At 66.8% G+C, this 17,047-nt stretch carries 11 protein-coding genes and 3 rRNA genes; 7 read left to right on the forward strand and 7 right to left on the reverse strand.

Annotation, left to right across the window (positions count from 1 at the left end; translation table 11 throughout):
* The first annotated feature begins 91 nt into the window (after nucleotides 1-91).
* Complete coding sequence (locus OG746_RS06370; protein ID WP_266712412.1) at nucleotides 92-1,780, forward strand: ATP-binding SpoIIE family protein phosphatase; 1,689 nt, start codon at nucleotides 92-94, stop codon at nucleotides 1,778-1,780.
* Nucleotides 1,781-1,784: 4 nt separating this feature from the next.
* On the opposite strand, the gene OG746_RS06375 is transcribed toward OG746_RS06370, so the two are convergent.
* Entirely contained in the window at nucleotides 1,785-3,059 is a 1,275-nt protein-coding gene (locus OG746_RS06375) for an MFS transporter (RefSeq protein WP_266718745.1), read from the reverse strand.
* A gap of 134 nt (nucleotides 3,060-3,193) precedes the next feature.
* Here OG746_RS06375 and OG746_RS06380 point away from each other — a divergent pair, with 134 nt between their 5' ends.
* From OG746_RS06380 to rrf, 4 genes are all read left to right on the forward strand, one after another.
* Entirely contained in the window at nucleotides 3,194-3,748 is a 555-nt protein-coding gene (locus OG746_RS06380) for a MarR family winged helix-turn-helix transcriptional regulator (protein ID WP_266712414.1), read from the forward strand.
* Nucleotides 3,749-4,400: 652 nt separating this feature from the next.
* Nucleotides 4,401-5,926, forward strand: a 16S ribosomal RNA gene (locus tag OG746_RS06385).
* A gap of 306 nt (nucleotides 5,927-6,232) precedes the next feature.
* Nucleotides 6,233-9,355: ribosomal RNA gene (locus tag OG746_RS06390) — 23S ribosomal RNA — on the forward strand.
* 91 nt (nucleotides 9,356-9,446) lie between these two features.
* Nucleotides 9,447-9,563 (forward strand): 5S ribosomal RNA (rrf, locus tag OG746_RS06395).
* The 16S, 23S and 5S rRNA genes sit together here, the layout of an rRNA operon.
* 68 nt (nucleotides 9,564-9,631) lie before the next feature.
* On the opposite strand, the gene OG746_RS06400 is transcribed toward rrf, so the two are convergent.
* Genes OG746_RS06400 through OG746_RS06415 form a run of 4 tightly spaced genes read right to left on the reverse strand, consistent with a single transcriptional unit; the run spans nucleotide 9,632 to nucleotide 13,325 of the window.
* Nucleotides 9,632-10,300, reverse strand: coding sequence for a response regulator (locus OG746_RS06400; RefSeq protein ID WP_266712416.1), 669 nt, complete (start codon nucleotides 10,298-10,300; stop codon nucleotides 9,632-9,634).
* The gene (locus OG746_RS06405) at nucleotides 10,297-11,568 is read right to left on the reverse strand and encodes a sensor histidine kinase (RefSeq protein ID WP_266712418.1); all 1,272 of its coding nucleotides are present in this window, start codon (nucleotides 11,566-11,568) and stop codon (nucleotides 10,297-10,299) included. Before OG746_RS06405 ends, OG746_RS06400 begins: the two co-directional genes overlap by 4 nt.
* A 24-nt stretch (nucleotides 11,569-11,592) precedes the next feature.
* Nucleotides 11,593-12,396 (reverse strand): ABC-2 transporter permease, encoded by an 804-nt coding sequence (locus tag OG746_RS06410; protein WP_266712420.1) that lies wholly within the window; start codon nucleotides 12,394-12,396, stop codon nucleotides 11,593-11,595.
* Nucleotides 12,393-13,325 carry an ATP-binding cassette domain-containing protein gene (locus OG746_RS06415; protein ID WP_266712422.1) on the reverse strand — a complete coding sequence of 311 codons (933 nt, stop codon included), beginning with the start codon at nucleotides 13,323-13,325 and terminating at the stop codon, nucleotides 12,393-12,395. Before OG746_RS06415 ends, OG746_RS06410 begins: the two co-directional genes overlap by 4 nt.
* 105 nt (nucleotides 13,326-13,430) lie before the next feature.
* Here OG746_RS06415 and OG746_RS06420 point away from each other — a divergent pair, with 105 nt between their 5' ends.
* A complete protein-coding gene (locus OG746_RS06420; protein ID WP_266712424.1) occupies nucleotides 13,431-13,997 on the forward strand; it encodes a GNAT family N-acetyltransferase in 567 nt (188 codons plus the stop codon).
* On the opposite strand, the gene OG746_RS06425 is transcribed toward OG746_RS06420, so the two are convergent.
* Together OG746_RS06425 and OG746_RS06430 are read right to left on the reverse strand one after the other, a co-directional pair.
* The gene (locus tag OG746_RS06425) at nucleotides 13,994-14,596 is read right to left on the reverse strand and encodes an NADPH-dependent FMN reductase (protein WP_266712426.1); all 603 of its coding nucleotides are present in this window, start codon (nucleotides 14,594-14,596) and stop codon (nucleotides 13,994-13,996) included. The two genes, OG746_RS06420 and OG746_RS06425, sit on opposite strands and share 4 nt — an antisense overlap.
* A gap of 17 nt (nucleotides 14,597-14,613) precedes the next feature.
* The gene (locus OG746_RS06430; protein ID WP_266712428.1) at nucleotides 14,614-16,302 is read right to left on the reverse strand and encodes an MFS transporter; all 1,689 of its coding nucleotides are present in this window, start codon (nucleotides 16,300-16,302) and stop codon (nucleotides 14,614-14,616) included.
* A 97-nt stretch (nucleotides 16,303-16,399) separates the two neighbouring features.
* Between OG746_RS06430 and OG746_RS06435 the strand changes: the two genes are divergently transcribed.
* Complete coding sequence (locus tag OG746_RS06435) at nucleotides 16,400-17,047, forward strand: TetR/AcrR family transcriptional regulator (protein WP_266712430.1); 648 nt, start codon at nucleotides 16,400-16,402, stop codon at nucleotides 17,045-17,047.

Here is a 17,047-nt window from a genome sequence, read left to right on the forward strand (position 1 = left end):
CGTCTGACGATTGTCAGTACGGTCGGCCAGACTGGTCCACGACCCTGGGCGGGCCCCTCGCCCGCCCTCGACCCCACGAGGCTTTTCCCCTGTGAACTTCACGCGCTGGAGCGCCCGGCTCCCCGGAACGCAGCGCCGCGCCGCGGCGCGGGCCGACCACGGCGGACCCCAGCGGCCCGACCACGGCGGACCACCCCAGCGGCCCGACGGCGCGGTCCCCGCTGCCCGCGCCGAGCACCTGTCCGAAGAGGCGCCCGGCGAGGAGGGCGGCGTCGACGAGCTGCCCGTACGCGAGGTCCTCGACCGCATCCCCGCCCTCGTCGCCCTGGTGCACGGCCCCGAGCACCGCATCGCGTACGTCAACGACGCCTACGTGGCGGCCTTTGGCGAGCGCACCGCAGGCGAGCCCGCCCACGAGGCACTGCCCGAGCTCGACGAGCTCAGCCTGCTCCCGTTCCTCGACCAGGTACTGCGCAGCGGCAAGCCCCGCACGGTCAAGTCCCGCAAGACGTCCGGCGGCCGCTCGTACACCGTCACCTGCACCCCGCTGGAGACCGCGGAGGGCCCCGGCGTGCTGATCTTCGCGGCCGACGTCACGGACCACGCGGAGGCGGCGGAGCGCCTGCGCACCAGCGAGCGCGAACAGCGCGAGACGGCGGTCACGCTCCAACGCTCGCTCCTGCCGCAGGAGTTGGAGGAGCCGGACGACCTGCGGATCGCGGCCACCTACCAGCCCGGCGGCACCGAGGCCGCGGTCGGCGGCGACTGGTACGACGTCATCACCCTCGGCGGCGGCCGCACGGCCCTGGTGATCGGCGACGTCATGGGCCGCGGCGTCCGGGCGGCGGCCGTCATGGGCCAGCTCCGCACGGCGGTCCGCGCCTACGCGCGCCTGGACCTGCCCCCGCACGAGGTACTCCAACTACTGGACGGCCTCGCTACGGAGATCGACCCGCAGCAGATCGCCACCTGCGTCTACGCCGTCCACGACCCGAACGAGGGCCGCCTCGTCTACGCATCCGCGGGCCATCTGCCGATCCTCGTACGCGACGAGAACGGCACGATCCACCGCGGCGACGAGCCCACGGGCCCGCCGCTCGGCACCGGCGGCTGGCTGCACGCATCCGGCTCGGTGCCGCTCGGCGCCGGATCCACGGCGGTCATGTACACCGACGGCCTGGTGGAGCGGCGCGACGAGGACATCGACGAGGGGGTGGCCGCGCTCGAGAACGCCCTGGCGGGCGCGACCGGCACGCCCCAGGTGGTCTGCGACCGCCTGATCCGCGCGGCCGGAGTCACGGCCGATCACGACGACGACGTCGCGGTCCTGGTCCTCCAGCACCCGGCCCGCAAGGGCACCGACGGCGAGCGCTTCCGCAACGCGGCGCTCGAACTGCTCGGCGGCGTGGAGGCGGCCCCACGCGCGCGTGCCTTCGCGTCCGGCGTCCTCACCAGCTGGCGCTTCGCCGACGAACTCCACGACCTGGGCGTCCTCGCGGCCAGCGAACTCGTCGCCAACTCCCTCCAGCACGGCACCCCGCCCATGCGGCTGCGCCTGCGCCGCACGGACCGCCGCCTGATCATCGAGGTGACCGACGGCGACGACCACCTGCCGCGCCGCCGCCGCGCGGAACCGGCGGACGAGGCGGGGCGTGGCATCGCGATCGTCGCCACGATCGCCTCGAACTGGGGCTCGCGGCGCACGCCGGGTGGCGGCAAGGCGGTGTGGTGCGAGTTCGTGCTGCCACCGGGCAAGGCCCAGGGAGCGCCCCCGGCGTGACGCCTCAGCCGGACGTGGCGGTGGCGGGCTCCGGCGAGCTCTGCATCACCACACGGCTGCCGGCCAGCGACGGCTGGTCCTGCACCGGCGTGAGCCGCTTGCCGAGCCGCAGCGCCAGCACGGTGACGGCCAGCGAGAACAGTACGAACGTCACGATGTAGGGACCGTGCAGCGCGGCCCCCATCGGCCCGCCCACGGCAGGCCCGACGGCCAGCGCGAGCTGCTTCACCAGCGCGAAGGCCGAGTTGTACGACCCGACCATCCCGGCCGGAGCGAGATCGGCGACAAGCGGCGCCACGGTCGGCGACAGCATCGCCTCACCGAGGCCGAACAGCGCGTACGTGGAGATGAACGCGGCGGTCGCCATCGCCTGGCTCCCGTGCCCGATCCCCGCGTACCCGGCCGCCAGCCACGCGACGGTCCAGATGAGCCCCACCGCGGCGATCACCCGCGACCGCTTCCTGCGCTCGACGAGCTTGAGCACGGCGAACTGGGCGATCACGATCATCGCCGTGTTGGCGGCGAGCGCGATGCCGAGCGTGGACGCCGAGATCCCGGCCGCCTCGACGCCGTAGGCACTCAGCCCCGACTCGAACTGCCCGTAGCAGGCGAAGAACAGCACGAACCCGAGTACGCACAGCTGCACCATCGCCCGGTGCCCGAGCAGCGCCCGCATGCCGCCCTTGCCCTCGTCCTTCGGCACGGCCTCACCGAGCGCGGGCGCCTGCGGCATCCGCACGGTCAGCACGATCCCGGCGAGCACCAGGAACATCACGGCCTCGATGGAGAAGAGCAGCAGGAAGCTGTCGGGCTTGGACTCGTCGACGATCTGGCCGCCGATGAGCCCGCCGATGCCGAGCCCCAGGTTCTGCAGGAAGAACTGCGTCGCGAACGAACGGGTGCGCGTCTCCGGCGCGGAGCACCACACGATCATGGTCGCGAGCGCCGGCTGCAGCACCGCCGTCCCGGCTCCCAGCACCGCGGCGGCCACGATGGCGGCCGGTTCATACGTGGCGAACCCGAGCCCGACCGCTCCGACGGACGCCACGACCGAGGCCGCGACGAGCACAGGCAGCGGACCGCGCCGGTCGATGGCACGACCGGTGAAGGGCAGGACGACCAGGGCGGCCATGGCGAAGGCGGCCAGCACGATCCCCGCCGCACTGGCCCCGAGCCCCCGGACCTCCGCCACGTACACGTAGAGGAACGGAACCGTGAAGCCGATGCCGAACGCGCTCAGCGCGCTGCCCACCTGAATTCGGCGCATCGCGGCGCCCATCGCCCTGGTCACTTTCACCTGCCCTTTCGCTGGTCGGGGCCTTAACCCTGAAGACTTCGAAGCTAAAGTTCGAAGCTAAAGAGTACATACTCAAGGACTTCAACGCCAACCACTCCCGTGCCATACTGCGCGGCATGGCGGACACCCCAGGCGCACCGGCGGCCGAGCCGACGCTCGAAGAGCAGATCGCCGCGTACCAGCGCGAGTTCCAGGCCCTCGACCCCCAGGTCGAGCAGATCGTCTCGGCGCTCGGCAGACTCAACCGCCGCATGAACGTGGCGTACGGACGCCAGACCGCCGAGATAGGGATCAGCAACACGGACTGGGAGGTCCTCAAGGCCCTCGTCCTCTCCGGCGCCCCCTACCGGATGGGCCCCGGCGACCTCGCCAAGCGCCTCGGCCTGACCCCCGCCGCGATGACCCACCGCATCGACCGCATGGTCCAGGAGGGCCTGGTCACCCGCGACCGCGACGAGAACAACCGCGTCCGCGTCATCGTGGAGCTGACCGCGGAGGGCCGCGAGAAGTGGCTGGAGGCGATGCGCCTCGCGTCCGTCTTCGAGGAGGACCTGCTCCAGGACCTCAACCCGAAGGAGCGCAGCGCGCTGGGCGAGGTCCTCACCCGTCTTCTACGTCGCGTGGAAGACGCCCAGCCGGACGCCGGCGGGCGCCTCAACGACCTCGGCTGAAGCCGGGCAGGGGGAGGGTTGACACGGCCTTCCCCGGTCCGTAAGGTACCTCGGGTTGCCACGGGGCCGTAACGGTTCTTCGGCAGCACATCCGCCGCTCAAGCGGCACCCAATCTCAGCACGATCTCCCAACCGGGATTCTATTCGGCGTGCCCGAATTCAATTCCGAACCCCCGATTCGCTCGGGGGCCGGGAATCCGCTAAAGTTTGGAACGTCGGAACGGCCCAACAGCCGGGAAGACAAACCCAGCTGACTGGGAATCAGGCCCGAAAGGATCTGATAGAGTCGGACTCGCCGGAAAGCCGAAAGGCCGGAAAGCGAAGAGCAAGACCAGCAAGACCCCGAGGAAATCGGCCGGTGAAACGGTCTGATAGAGTCGGAAACACGAAATACCGAAGGGAAGCGCCCGGAGGAAAGCCCGAGAGGGTGAGTACAAAGGAAGCGTCCGTTCCTTGAGAACTCAACAGCGTGCCAAAAATCAACGCCAGATATGTTGATACCCCGTCTCCAGCATCTGCTGGGGCGAGGTTCCTTTGAAAAGTCCTGCAGACCTTAATTGGTCGGCAGGCGCACAGCGAGGACGCTGTGAACGGTCGGATTATTCCTCCGACTGTTCCGCTCTCGTGGTGTCACCCCGATTACGGGGAAACATTCACGGAGAGTTTGATCCTGGCTCAGGACGAACGCTGGCGGCGTGCTTAACACATGCAAGTCGAACGATGAAGCCCTTCGGGGTGGATTAGTGGCGAACGGGTGAGTAACACGTGGGCAATCTGCCCTTCACTCTGGGACAAGCCTTGGAAACGAGGTCTAATACCGGATAACACTCCCATTCTCCTGGATGGGGGTTAAAAGCTCCGGCGGTGAAGGATGAGCCCGCGGCCTATCAGCTTGTTGGTGAGGTAATGGCTCACCAAGGCGACGACGGGTAGCCGGCCTGAGAGGGCGACCGGCCACACTGGGACTGAGACACGGCCCAGACTCCTACGGGAGGCAGCAGTGGGGAATATTGCACAATGGGCGAAAGCCTGATGCAGCGACGCCGCGTGAGGGATGACGGCCTTCGGGTTGTAAACCTCTTTCAGCAGGGAAGAAGCGAAAGTGACGGTACCTGCAGAAGAAGCGCCGGCTAACTACGTGCCAGCAGCCGCGGTAATACGTAGGGCGCAAGCGTTGTCCGGAATTATTGGGCGTAAAGAGCTCGTAGGCGGCTTGTCACGTCGATTGTGAAAGCTCGGGGCTTAACCCCGAGTCTGCAGTCGATACGGGCTAGCTAGAGTGTGGTAGGGGAGATCGGAATTCCTGGTGTAGCGGTGAAATGCGCAGATATCAGGAGGAACACCGGTGGCGAAGGCGGATCTCTGGGCCATTACTGACGCTGAGGAGCGAAAGCGTGGGGAGCGAACAGGATTAGATACCCTGGTAGTCCACGCCGTAAACGGTGGGCACTAGGTGTGGGCAACATTCCACGTTGTCCGCGCCGCAGCTAACGCATTAAGTGCCCCGCCTGGGGAGTACGGCCGCAAGGCTAAAACTCAAAGGAATTGACGGGGGCCCGCACAAGCAGCGGAGCATGTGGCTTAATTCGACGCAACGCGAAGAACCTTACCAAGGCTTGACATACACCGGAAACGTCTGGAGACAGGCGCCCCCTTGTGGTCGGTGTACAGGTGGTGCATGGCTGTCGTCAGCTCGTGTCGTGAGATGTTGGGTTAAGTCCCGCAACGAGCGCAACCCTTGTTCTGTGTTGCCAGCATGCCCTTCGGGGTGATGGGGACTCACAGGAGACCGCCGGGGTCAACTCGGAGGAAGGTGGGGACGACGTCAAGTCATCATGCCCCTTATGTCTTGGGCTGCACACGTGCTACAATGGCCGATACAATGAGCTGCGATACCGCAAGGTGGAGCGAATCTCAAAAAGTCGGTCTCAGTTCGGATTGGGGTCTGCAACTCGACCCCATGAAGTTGGAGTTGCTAGTAATCGCAGATCAGCATTGCTGCGGTGAATACGTTCCCGGGCCTTGTACACACCGCCCGTCACGTCACGAAAGTCGGTAACACCCGAAGCCGGTGGCCCAACCCCTTGTGGGAGGGAGCTGTCGAAGGTGGGACTGGCGATTGGGACGAAGTCGTAACAAGGTAGCCGTACCGGAAGGTGCGGCTGGATCACCTCCTTTCTAAGGAGCACTTCTTACCGAGTCCTTCGGGACGAGGTCAGAGGCCACTACGTCGGCAAACGTTCGACGGTGGTTGCTCATGGGTGGAACGTTGATTATTCGGCACGATCGGTTGGCTTCACTAGTACTGCTTCGGCGTGGAACGTGAGAGTGAACAGGTCGGGCCGGGCACGCTGTTGGGTATCTGAAGGTACGGCCGTAACGGTCGCCTTCAGTGCCGGCCCCAGTGCACTCGAACTTTAAGGGTTCGGGGTGATGGGTGGTTGGTCGTTGTTTGAGAACTGCACAGTGGACGCGAGCATCTGTGGCCAAGTTTTTAAGGGCGCACGGTGGATGCCTTGGCACCAGGAACCGATGAAGGACGTGGGAGGCCACGATAGTCCCCGGGGAGTCGTCAACCAGGCTTTGATCCGGGGGTTTCCGAATGGGGAAACCCGGCAGTCGTCATGGGCTGTCACCCGCTGCTGAATATATAGGCAGTGTGGAGGGAACGCGGGGAAGTGAAACATCTCAGTACCCGCAGGAAGAGAAAACAACCGTGATTCCGGGAGTAGTGGCGAGCGAAACTGGATGAGGCCAAACCGTATACGTGTGAGACCCGGCAGGGGTTGCGTGTGCGGGGTTGTGGGATCTCTCTTTTACGGTCTGCCGGCCGTGAGACGAGTAAGAAACCGTTGATGTAGGCGAAGGACATGCGAAAGGTCCGGCGTAGAGGGTAAGACCCCCGTAGTCGAAACATTAACGGCTCGTTTGAGAGACACCCAAGTAGCACGGGGCCCGAGAAATCCTGTGTGAATCTGGCGGGACCACCCGTTAAGCCTAAATATTCCCTGGTGACCGATAGCGGATAGTACCGTGAGGGAATGGTGAAAAGTACCGCGGGAGCGGAGTGAAATAGTACCTGAAACCGTGTGCCTACAAGCCGTGGGAGCGTCGCGCATTGAGTTTACTCAATGCGTCGTGACTGCGTGCCTTTTGAAGAATGAGCCTGCGAGTTTGCGGTGTGTTGCGAGGTTAACCCGTGTGGGGAAGCCGTAGCGAAAGCGAGTCCGAATAGGGCGATTTAGTAGCGCGCTCAAGACCCGAAGCGGAGTGATCTAGCCATGGGCAGGTTGAAGCGGAGGTAAGACTTCGTGGAGGACCGAACCCACCAGGGTTGAAAACCTGGGGGATGACCTGTGGTTAGGGGTGAAAGGCCAATCAAACTCCGTGATAGCTGGTTCTCCCCGAAATGCATTTAGGTGCAGCGTCGTGTGTTTCTTGCCGGAGGTAGAGCACTGGATAGGCGATGGGCCCTACCGGGTTACTGACCTTAGCCAAACTCCGAATGCCGGTAAGTGAGAGCACGGCAGTGAGACTGTGGGGGATAAGCTCCATGGTCGAGAGGGAAACAGCCCAGAGCATCGACTAAGGCCCCTAAGCGTACGCTAAGTGGGAAAGGATGTGGAGTCGCAGAGACAACCAGGAGGTTGGCTTAGAAGCAGCCACCCTTGAAAGAGTGCGTAATAGCTCACTGGTCAAGTGATTCCGCGCCGACAATGTAGCGGGGCTCAAGCGTACCGCCGAAGTCGTGTCATTGCAGCTATAGGGCCAACGCCCGCTGTGATGGGTAGGGGAGCGTCGTGTGCCGGGTGAAGCAGCACCGGAAGGTAGTTGTGGACGGTTCACGAGTGAGAATGCAGGCATGAGTAGCGATACACACGTGAGAAACGTGTGCGCCGATTGACTAAGGGTTCCTGGGTCAAGCTGATCTGCCCAGGGTAAGTCGGGACCTAAGGCGAGGCCGACAGGCGTAGTCGATGGATAACCGGTTGATATTCCGGTACCCGCTGTGACGCGAAAGACATCGAATCCAGTGATGCTAAGGCCGTGAAGCCGTTCCGGACCCTTCGGGGAATGGAAAGTGGTGGAGCCGCCGGCCCAAGCTGGTAGTAGGTGAGCGATGGGGTGACGCAGGAAGGTAGTCCAGCCCGGGCGATGGTAGTCCCGGGGTAAGGGTGTAGCCCGTCTTCTAGGTAAATCCGGGAGACATGAGGGTGAGACCTGATGCCGAGCCGATTGTGGTGAAGTGGATGATCCTATGCTGTCGAGAAAAGCCTCTAGCGAGTTTCATGGCGGCCCGTACCCTAAACCGACTCAGGTGGTCAGGTAGAGAATACCGAGGCGTTCGGGTGAACTATGGTTAAGGAACTCGGCAAAATGCCCCCGTAACTTCGGGAGAAGGGGGGCCATTCCTGGTGATTGGACTTGCTCCATGAGCTGGGGGTGGCCGCAGAGACCAGCGAGAAGCGACTGTTTACTAAAAACACAGGTCCGTGCGAAGCCGTAAGGCGATGTATACGGACTGACGCCTGCCCGGTGCTGGAACGTTAAGGGGACCGGTTAGTCACATTTCGGTGTGGCGAAGCTGAGAACTTAAGCGCCAGTAAACGGCGGTGGTAACTATAACCATCCTAAGGTAGCGAAATTCCTTGTCGGGTAAGTTCCGACCTGCACGAATGGCGTAACGACTTCTCGACTGTCTCAACCATAGGCCCGGTGAAATTGCACTACGAGTAAAGATGCTCGTTTCGCGCAGAAGGACGGAAAGACCCCGGGACCTTTACTATAGTTTGATATTGGTGTTCGGTTCGGCTTGTGTAGGATAGGTGGGAGACTTTGAAGCGGCCACGCCAGTGGTTGTGGAGTCGTCGTTGAAATACCACTCTGGTCGTGCTGGATGTCTAACCTGGGTCCGTGATCCGGATCAGGGACAGTGTCTGATGGGTAGTTTAACTGGGGCGGTTGCCTCCCAAAGAGTAACGGAGGCGCCCAAAGGTTCCCTCAGCCTGGTTGGTAATCAGGTGTTGAGTGTAAGTGCACAAGGGAGCTTGACTGTGAGACCGACGGGTCGAGCAGGGACGAAAGTCGGGACTAGTGATCCGGCGGTGGCTTGTGGAAGCGCCGTCGCTCAACGGATAAAAGGTACCCCGGGGATAACAGGCTGATCTTCCCCAAGAGTCCATATCGACGGGATGGTTTGGCACCTCGATGTCGGCTCGTCGCATCCTGGGGCTGGAGTCGGTCCCAAGGGTTGGGCTGTTCGCCCATTAAAGCGGTACGCGAGCTGGGTTTAGAACGTCGTGAGACAGTTCGGTCCCTATCCTCTGTGCGCGTAGGAATATTGAGAAGGGCTGTCCCTAGTACGAGAGGACCGGGACGGACGAACCTCTGGTGTGCCAGTTGTCCTGCCAAGGGCATGGCTGGTTGGCTACGTTCGGAAAGGATAACCGCTGAAAGCATCTAAGCGGGAAGCCTGCTTCGAGATGAGTATTCCCACCCCCTTTGAGGGGTTAAGGCTCCCAGTAGACGACTGGGTTGATAGGCCGGATCTGGAAGCACCGCAAGGTGTGGAGGTGACCGGTACTAATAGGCCGAGGGCTTGTCCTCAGTTGCTCGCGTCCACTGTGTTGGTTCTGAAACCACGAACAACCCCGTATGTCGGGCCACGACTACGGTGCGGTTGACAGTTTCATAGTGTTTCGGTGGTCATAGCGTGAGGGAAACGCCCGGTTACATTCCGAACCCGGAAGCTAAGCCTCACAGCGCCGATGGTACTGCAGGGGGGACCCTGTGGGAGAGTAGGACGCCGCCGAACTATTTTTGAAGAAAAGCCCCGGACCGGGATACGGTCCGGGGCTTTTCTGCGTTTAGGGTCAATGCGCGTTATGCGGGCTCCACCAGTTTCGCGTCGTACGCCACGATCACCGCCTGCACTCTGTCCCGCGCCCCCGTCTTCGCCAGAATGCGGGAGACATGGGTTTTCACCGTCGATTCCGCGAGGTGCAGACGTTCGGCGACCTCGGCGTTGCTCCAGCCCTGGGCGATGACCGTGAGGATCTCGCGTTCGCGGTCCGTGAGGGAGGCGATGCGTGGATCGGCGGCCGGGGGAGTGCCCGCGGTGGCCGGGAGGTGGTGGACGTACGCGTCCAGGAGGCGGCGGGTCAGGCTGGGGGCGACGATCGCGTCGCCGGCGGCCACCGCGCGGATGCCTGCCAGGAGTTCCTCGGGGAGCGCGTCCTTGATGAGGAAGCCGGAGGCGCCAGCCCGCAGGCCCGCGTACGCGTACTCGTCCATGTCGAACGTGGTGAGGATCAGGATGCGCGGGCCCTCGGGGCCCGAGGCGGTGATGCGGCGCGTGGCCTCGATGCCGTCCATGCCGGGCATGCGGATGTCCATCAGGACCACGTCGGGGGCGAGCTCGGCCGCGAGGCGGACCGCCTCCGTGCCCGTGCCCGCCTCGCCCGCGACCCGTAGGTCGTCCTGGCTCTCCAGGAGCATGCGGAAGCCGAAGCGCTGCATGGGCTGGTCGTCGACGATGAGGACGGTCGTCACGCAGTGGGCCCTTCCGGGATCGGGATGCGGAGGTGTACCCGCCAGCCGCCGGCCGGTCGTGGTCCGGCCTCAAGTGTGCCCCGGTAGAGGGCCGTTCGCTCTCTCATGCCCGCAATGCCGCGGCCGGTTCCGTGGTCGTCGGTGCGGGGGTCGTCTGTGCGTGCGCCGCGGCCGGTGTCCGTGATGGTCACGGTCACCGCGTCGGTCGCGTACGAGACGAGCAGTTCGGAGGTCGCCGATGGGCCGCCGTGCTTCAGGGTGTTGGTGAGGGCCTCCTGGACCACTCGGTACACCGTGAGTTCCAGGCCCGCCGGCAGCGGTATCGGTTCGCCCTCGACCTTCCTGAGGACCGGGAGTCCTGCCGAACGTACGCCTTCGATCAGGGAGTCGAGGTCGTCGAGTGCGGGTGCCGGGGTCAGCTCCGCCGTGGGCGAGGGGGCTTCCTCGCCCAGTACGTCGAGGAGGCGGCGGAGTTCCGTGAGGGCATTGCGGCTGGTGGTGGCGATGGCGGTGAGGGCCTGGCCCGCGCGTTCCGGGTTGCGGGCGGCAGCGTACGAGCCGCCGTCGGCGAGGCCCGTGATGACGGAGAGGTTGTGGCCGATGATGTCGTGCATCTCGCGGGCGATACGGGTGCGTTCGGCCGCGGCGGCGAGCTGGGCCTGCTGGTCGCGCTCGATCTCGAGACGGTGGGCGTGCTCGACGAGCGAGGCGAGATGCTCCTTGCGGGAGCGGACTGCGATGCCGAGCAGCGCGGTGAGGGCGAAGCCCCAGGTCGCCGGGCCGAAGGAGCCGTCCCAGGCCGCGAGCGGATAGCGCAGGGCGCCGGGGACCAGGGGGACGAGGACGATCAGGGCGGCGGGGGCGAGCTGCTTGAGCGGGCGGAGCACGGCCAGGTTGAACACCGCGATGAGCTGGGCGAAGTGGGCCTGGAGGATGGCGCCCGTCCAGCCGTTGGCGAGCGCGAAGGGCGCGGTCGCGAGGAGGACGGCCATGGGGTGGCGGCGGCGCCAGTAGAGCGGCACGGAGAAGCCCAGGCTGAGGACGAGGAGCTGCCAGTCCGGCACGTTCAGGTTCTGGGCGATCATGCGCCAGCCGCTGCTCGCGTAGTCCGTGAGGGCGGCGCCCACCCAGAACAGCGTGACGATGAGGTCCCACACCCACGGCCTGCGCCTGTCGAAGGCGCGGATGTGCTGGAGGAGTTGCTGCAGCGGGCGGGTGGACGAGAGGGTGCCCGCGGCGCGGGCACCCTCTGTCTGCTGATCGGTCACGGGATCATCCTCCGGCACGCCGGGTCATACGTCCCGCCGCTTGAGGAAGAGCGCGGCGACGGTGACCGAGCCGACCGCCCACAGCACCAGGGCGATCAGGGACGCGGTCGGCGAGGGTGCTCCCGCGATGGGGTCGAGGGCGCCCACGTTGCCCGCGGCCTGGACCGGGAAGTACTCGATCGCGGTGTCCACAGCGTCCACCGGGATCATGGAGATGACCTCCGGGAGGATCATGACGCCGCCGACGAAGGCCGAGATGCCGCCCGCGACCGAGCGGAGCACGGCTCCGAGCCCGAGGGCGAAGACCGACAGGGCCGTGATCCCGGCGGCCACTCCCGCGACGGCGGTGAGGACGCCCGGATCGGTGAGGGCAGCCTCCTGGTCGGTCCCGGCCAGGAAGGCCTGGCTCAGCGGGTAGGCGATCAGGCAGGTCGCCAGTGTCAGCGGGAAGACGATGGCCGCGAGGACGGCGGCCTTCGACCACAGGACCGGGGCCCGCTTGGGCACCGCGGTGAGCGAGGCCCGGATCATCCCGCTTGTGTATTCGCCCGCGATCATCAGGACACCCAGGACCGGCAGGGCGATCTGGGCGATCTGGGCGCCGGCCAGGCCGATCCCGACCGGATCGACGAACTTCCGGTTTCCCGTGTCGTAGTTGGCGGAGACCAGCAGTCCGAGGCCGACGACCAGGACCGTCGAGGAGAGCAGGGTGATCCAAGTGGAGCGGACCGTCCAGAACTTGTGCCACTCGGAGCGCAGCACGCGCGCCGGCGTCACGGCGTAAGAGGACGTGGTGCTGGTGGGGCGGGCGATCGTGGCGGTGCTCATGCTGCGTGTCCCTTCACGGAGGCGTTGTACTCGACGAAATCCCGGGTCAGGTCCATGAAGGCCTGCTCCAACGACGCGGCGCGCGGGGTGAGTTCGAACAGCGGGATGCCGTGGGCGGCGGCGGTGCGGCCGATGTGCTCGGCGTCCGTGCCGCGCACCTCCAGCGTTCCGGGGCTGTCGCTGGTCACCGTCACCGACGGGCCGGCCAGACGCGCGGCGAGTTCGGTCGCCGAGGGCGTGACCACCTTGATGGCTCCGGCGCCTGCCTCCCGTACGAAGGAGTCCACCGTCGTGTCCGTGAGCAGCCTGCCGCGGCCGATGATGACCAAGTGGTCGGCCGTCAGCGCCATCTCGCTCATCAGGTGCGACGAGACCAGGACCGTACGACCTTGCTGGGCAAGGGACTTGAGGAGGGTGCGGATCCAGAGGACGCCCTCGGGGTCGAGGCCGTTGACCGGTTCGTCGAGGACGATCGTGGCCGGGTCGCCGAGGAGCGCCGCCGCGATGCCGAGGCGCTGGCCCATGCCGAGGGAGAAGCCCTTGACGCGCTTGTCCGCCACCTCGGTGAGGCCCGCGAGGTCGAGGACCGTCTCGACGCGGGAGCGCGGGATGCCGTGCGTGAGGGCGAGCGCCGTGAGGTGGTGGAAGGCGGTGCGGCCGGGGTGGACGGCCTTCGCCTCCAGGAGCGCGCCGACCTCGGTGAGCGGGGCCGGGTGGGTGGCGTAGGCGCGGCCGCCGATCGTGGCGCGGCCTGCGGTCGGGGTGTCCAGGCCGAGCAGCATGCGCATGGTCGTGGACTTGCCTGCGCCGTTGGGGCCGAGGAAGCCGGTGACCGTGCCGGGCTCGACCGTGAAGGTGAGGTCCTCGACGACTGTCTTGCCGGACTTGCCGCCGTAGCGTTTCGTGAGGCCGTGGGCTCGGATCGTCATGTGAGTACGGTGCCGTGGGCGGGGCCGCGCGGGCGTCGGACCGGGGCATCGGGCTGCGGAAATGCCGTAGTACCGGGGGACTAGGGGCCCTTAGGGTGCGGATGTATGGACTACGTGATCAGACCCGTTCGGGCCGACGAATGGCGTGCCACGAGGGAGCTGCGGCTCGCGGCGCTGCGGGATCCGGCGGCGCCGCTCGCGTATCTGGAGACGTACGAGGACGCGTTGGCCCAGCCGGACGAGTTCTGGCGGGGGCGGGCCGAGCGGGCCGCGCACGGGACGACGGCGCTGCAGTTCGTCGCGGAGGCCGGCTTCGTCGCGGAGGCCGGCGAGGGCGGGCGCTGGGACGGCAGCGTGGTGGTGCTCGTGGAGGAGGCGGGCGCCGTGGACTTCTTCGGGGAGGCCGTCGAGCGGCGGCAGGCGCAGCTCGTCGCGGTGTTCGTACGGCCCGAGGCGCGCGGGAGCGGGGTGGCGGACGCCCTGTTCTCCGCGGCCGTGGAGTGGGCGTTCGGACTCGACGGTGTGACGCGGGTGCGGTTGTACGTCCATGAGGACAATCAGCGGGCCGAGGGGTTCTACCGGAAGTTCGGCTTCGTCCGCACGGGAGGGGCCGTCCCGCATCCGGGCGACCCCTCCAAGGTGGAGCGCGAGATGGAGCTCAAGCGGCTTTAGCCGTACGGGTGTTCCGTCCGGGCCGTGCGCAGGGCGTGGGCCCACCAGGCCAGCTGGTCGAGCATGACCTTGGCGGCGCCGGCCGCGCCCTGCTCGTCGTGGGCCGGTCCCTCCTCGGCGAAGAGGCCGCTGTGGGCCTGGTGGAAGCTGACGCCGTCGCGGATCGTCGTGCAGTGCAACTCGGCGAAGACCAGGCGGAGTTGTTCCACGGCGCGGAGGCCGCCGCCCACGCCGCCGTACGAGACGAAGCCGACCGGCTTGGCCTTCCACTCGTCGCGGTGCAGGTCGATGAAGTGCTTCAGGTGGGCCGGGAAGCTGTGGTTGTACTCGGGGGTGATCACCACGTAGGCGTCTGCGGCGTCCACGCGGGCCGCCAACTCGGCCTGGGCCGCGGTTGGTTCGTGGCCCCAGCCGGGGTGGGTTCCGGGGAGGTCCAGGTCGGTCAGGTCGATGACGTCGAAGTGGGTTTCGGGGGTGTGGCGTTCGGCCTGGGACGTGAACCAGGTGCTGACGGTGGGGGCGAGGCGGCCGTCGCGGGTGGATCCGACGACGACGCCTACGCGGAGGGGGCGGGTGGGCGTGGTTGTGGTCGTGGTCATGGTGCGGTCCTCCGTGGTTATCGGGTTGACTCGGTGTGCGTGGTTGTTTCGTTGCGCGGCGACGGGGGCTGTGCCCACCCGTCCCGCCGTGCGGGACGCCTGCCCACAGCGGGGGCGGGATGGCTGTCCGCAGTGGGGGCGGGGCGCGTGCTCACAGCGGGGGTGGAATGGCTGCCCGCAGTGGGGGCGGGGCGCGTGCTCACAGCGGGGGCGGGATGGCTGTCCGTAGCGGGGGCGGGGTGCGTGCTCACAGCCGTCAGTAGCCTGTAGGCCAGTGCGGCCAGGGCCGTTAGCAAGGCCGTTGTCGACCAGAGCGTCACCCGCCACGACTCCGTGAATTCCTGGGCGTGGCCGCCCGTGCCTGCCGTGATCCTTGCTGCCAGGGGCGCCGAGCCCACCCGGGGTTCGAGGGATGCGAGGAGGAGGGCGCCGAAGATCGTGAGCATGATGGCGCCCGTGCCGCCGCGGACCGTGTTGAGGAAGCCGGAGGCCATGCCGACCTCGGACGGGGCGACCATCGACATGGCCTGGGCGTCGATGATGCCGATGGAGAGGCCCTGGCCCGCGCCGATGGTGAGCAGTGGGCCCGCCAGCGATGTCACCGGGATGCCCGGGTGGAGCGTGGTGAGCCACGCGTTGCCCGCCGCCAGCAGGAGCAGGGACAGGGTCAGGATGTGGCGGGCCCGCACGCCCCGGTTGACCAGGCGGGCGCCGAGCGGGGGCAGGGCCAGGATCGGCACCGTCATCAGCAGCAGCGTGAGGCCGGCCGCGCGGGCCGTCGTGCCGTTCGCGCCCTGGAGGTAGGTCGGCAGGTAGGCGAGGACGCCGGTGGTGCCCGCGCCGAGCCCGAAGGAGCCGACCGCCCAGCCGAGGAACGCCGGGTTGCGGGCGAGCCGCAGGTCGAGGATCGGGCGGCCGTTGCCGGTGCGGACGAGGCGGCGTTCGACGCGTACGAAGGTGAGGAGCAGCGCGAGGGACAGGGCCGCGGGGACGAGGGTCGGCACCGCCGCCCAGCCGGACTTGGAGCCCTGCGTGATCGCGTAGAGGGCCAGGGCGAGGCCGGCGATGAAGGTGGCCGCGCCCGCCTTGTCGACGCGCGGGCTCGTGTCCGCCCGGGACTCCGGCATCAGGCGGGTGCCGACGACGATGACCGCGCCCACGGCGACGTACGACAGGAAGGTGGCGCGCCAGCCGACCGCGTCCACGAGCCAGCCGGAGAACGTCGGGCCGAAGGCGAGGCCGAGGCCCGCCGTGGTGCCGAGCGAGGCGAAGACGCGGGTGCGGGCGGGGCCCGTGAACGTCGCGGCGAGCAGCGAGCTGCCGCTGGCCATGACGCCCGCGGCGCCGATGCCGGACAGGATCCGGGCCGCGTCGAGGAGCAGGATGTTCGGGGCGAGGGCCGAGGCGAGGGTGCCCGCCGTGTAGAGCGTGGCGCCCGCCGTGAGGATCCGGCGGCGGCCGTGGAGATCGCCGAGCGAGCCCGCGACCAGCATGAACGAGGACGCGGCGAGGAAGTAGCCGACGACCACCCACTGCAACGCGGCGCCCGTGGCGTCGAGGTCGGCGCCGATGCGCGGGAGCGCGACCGTGGTGCCGGACATGGCCATCGGCAGGGTGAGCATGCCGAGGAGCACGACGAGGAGAGTGAACGTGGAGCGGCTGCCGCCGACTTCGCGGGCCGCCGAAGCCTGGGATTCGGTTGCCATGCCGGTAAAGTACAACCGTGGTTGTAAGAAGTGCAACAGTCGTTGTACCTAGGTCTCTGTGTCTAGGCTGGACGAGCACGGCGGAGGGCGGAGTGGCATGACACAGGAGTCGGGGCGTATCCCGCGCAAGGGCACGGTCGAGAAGCGGCAGGCGCTGATGCGCGGGGCGCGGACGGTCTTCGGCCGCGAGGGGTACGCGCGCGCGGGTATCGACGAGATCGCTGCGGAAGCAGGGGTCTCCACGCGCACGCTCTACAACCACTTCGGTGGCAAAGAGAATCTTTTTCGCGAGGTTCTCATCGACAGTGCCAGGAATGTGACGGCTGCTCATGTCGCCTTGATCGAGCGGCACTTGGGCAAGGTGGCGGACGTCGAGAAGGATCTGCTCGCGCTCGCCCGGGAGTGGATGGGGCGGCGCGGCGACCACGAGCCGCACATGCTTCTCGTACGACACATCATCTCGGAGGGCTCGCATCTGCCCGCCGACGTCATCGAGGAGTGGCAGCGGATCGGCCCGCGGGGGACGGCGGAAGCGGTGCGCGCGGCGCTGCTCCGGCTCGGCGAGCAGGGGCACCTGGCGGTCGACGAGGCCAACTCCGCGGAGGCCGGGCGGCACTTCCTGCTGCTGATCCCCGGGTCCGTCACGGTGGATACGTTCTTCGGGGTGGTGCCGATGTCCGACGCCGAGGTCGACGCCCGCGTGTCCAGTGGGCTCGGGGTGTTTCTGAAGCTGTACGGCCGGTAG

This window comes from Streptomyces sp. NBC_01016 (assembly GCF_026341035.1).
Taxonomy (GTDB): Bacteria; Actinomycetota; Actinomycetes; order Streptomycetales; family Streptomycetaceae; genus Streptomyces.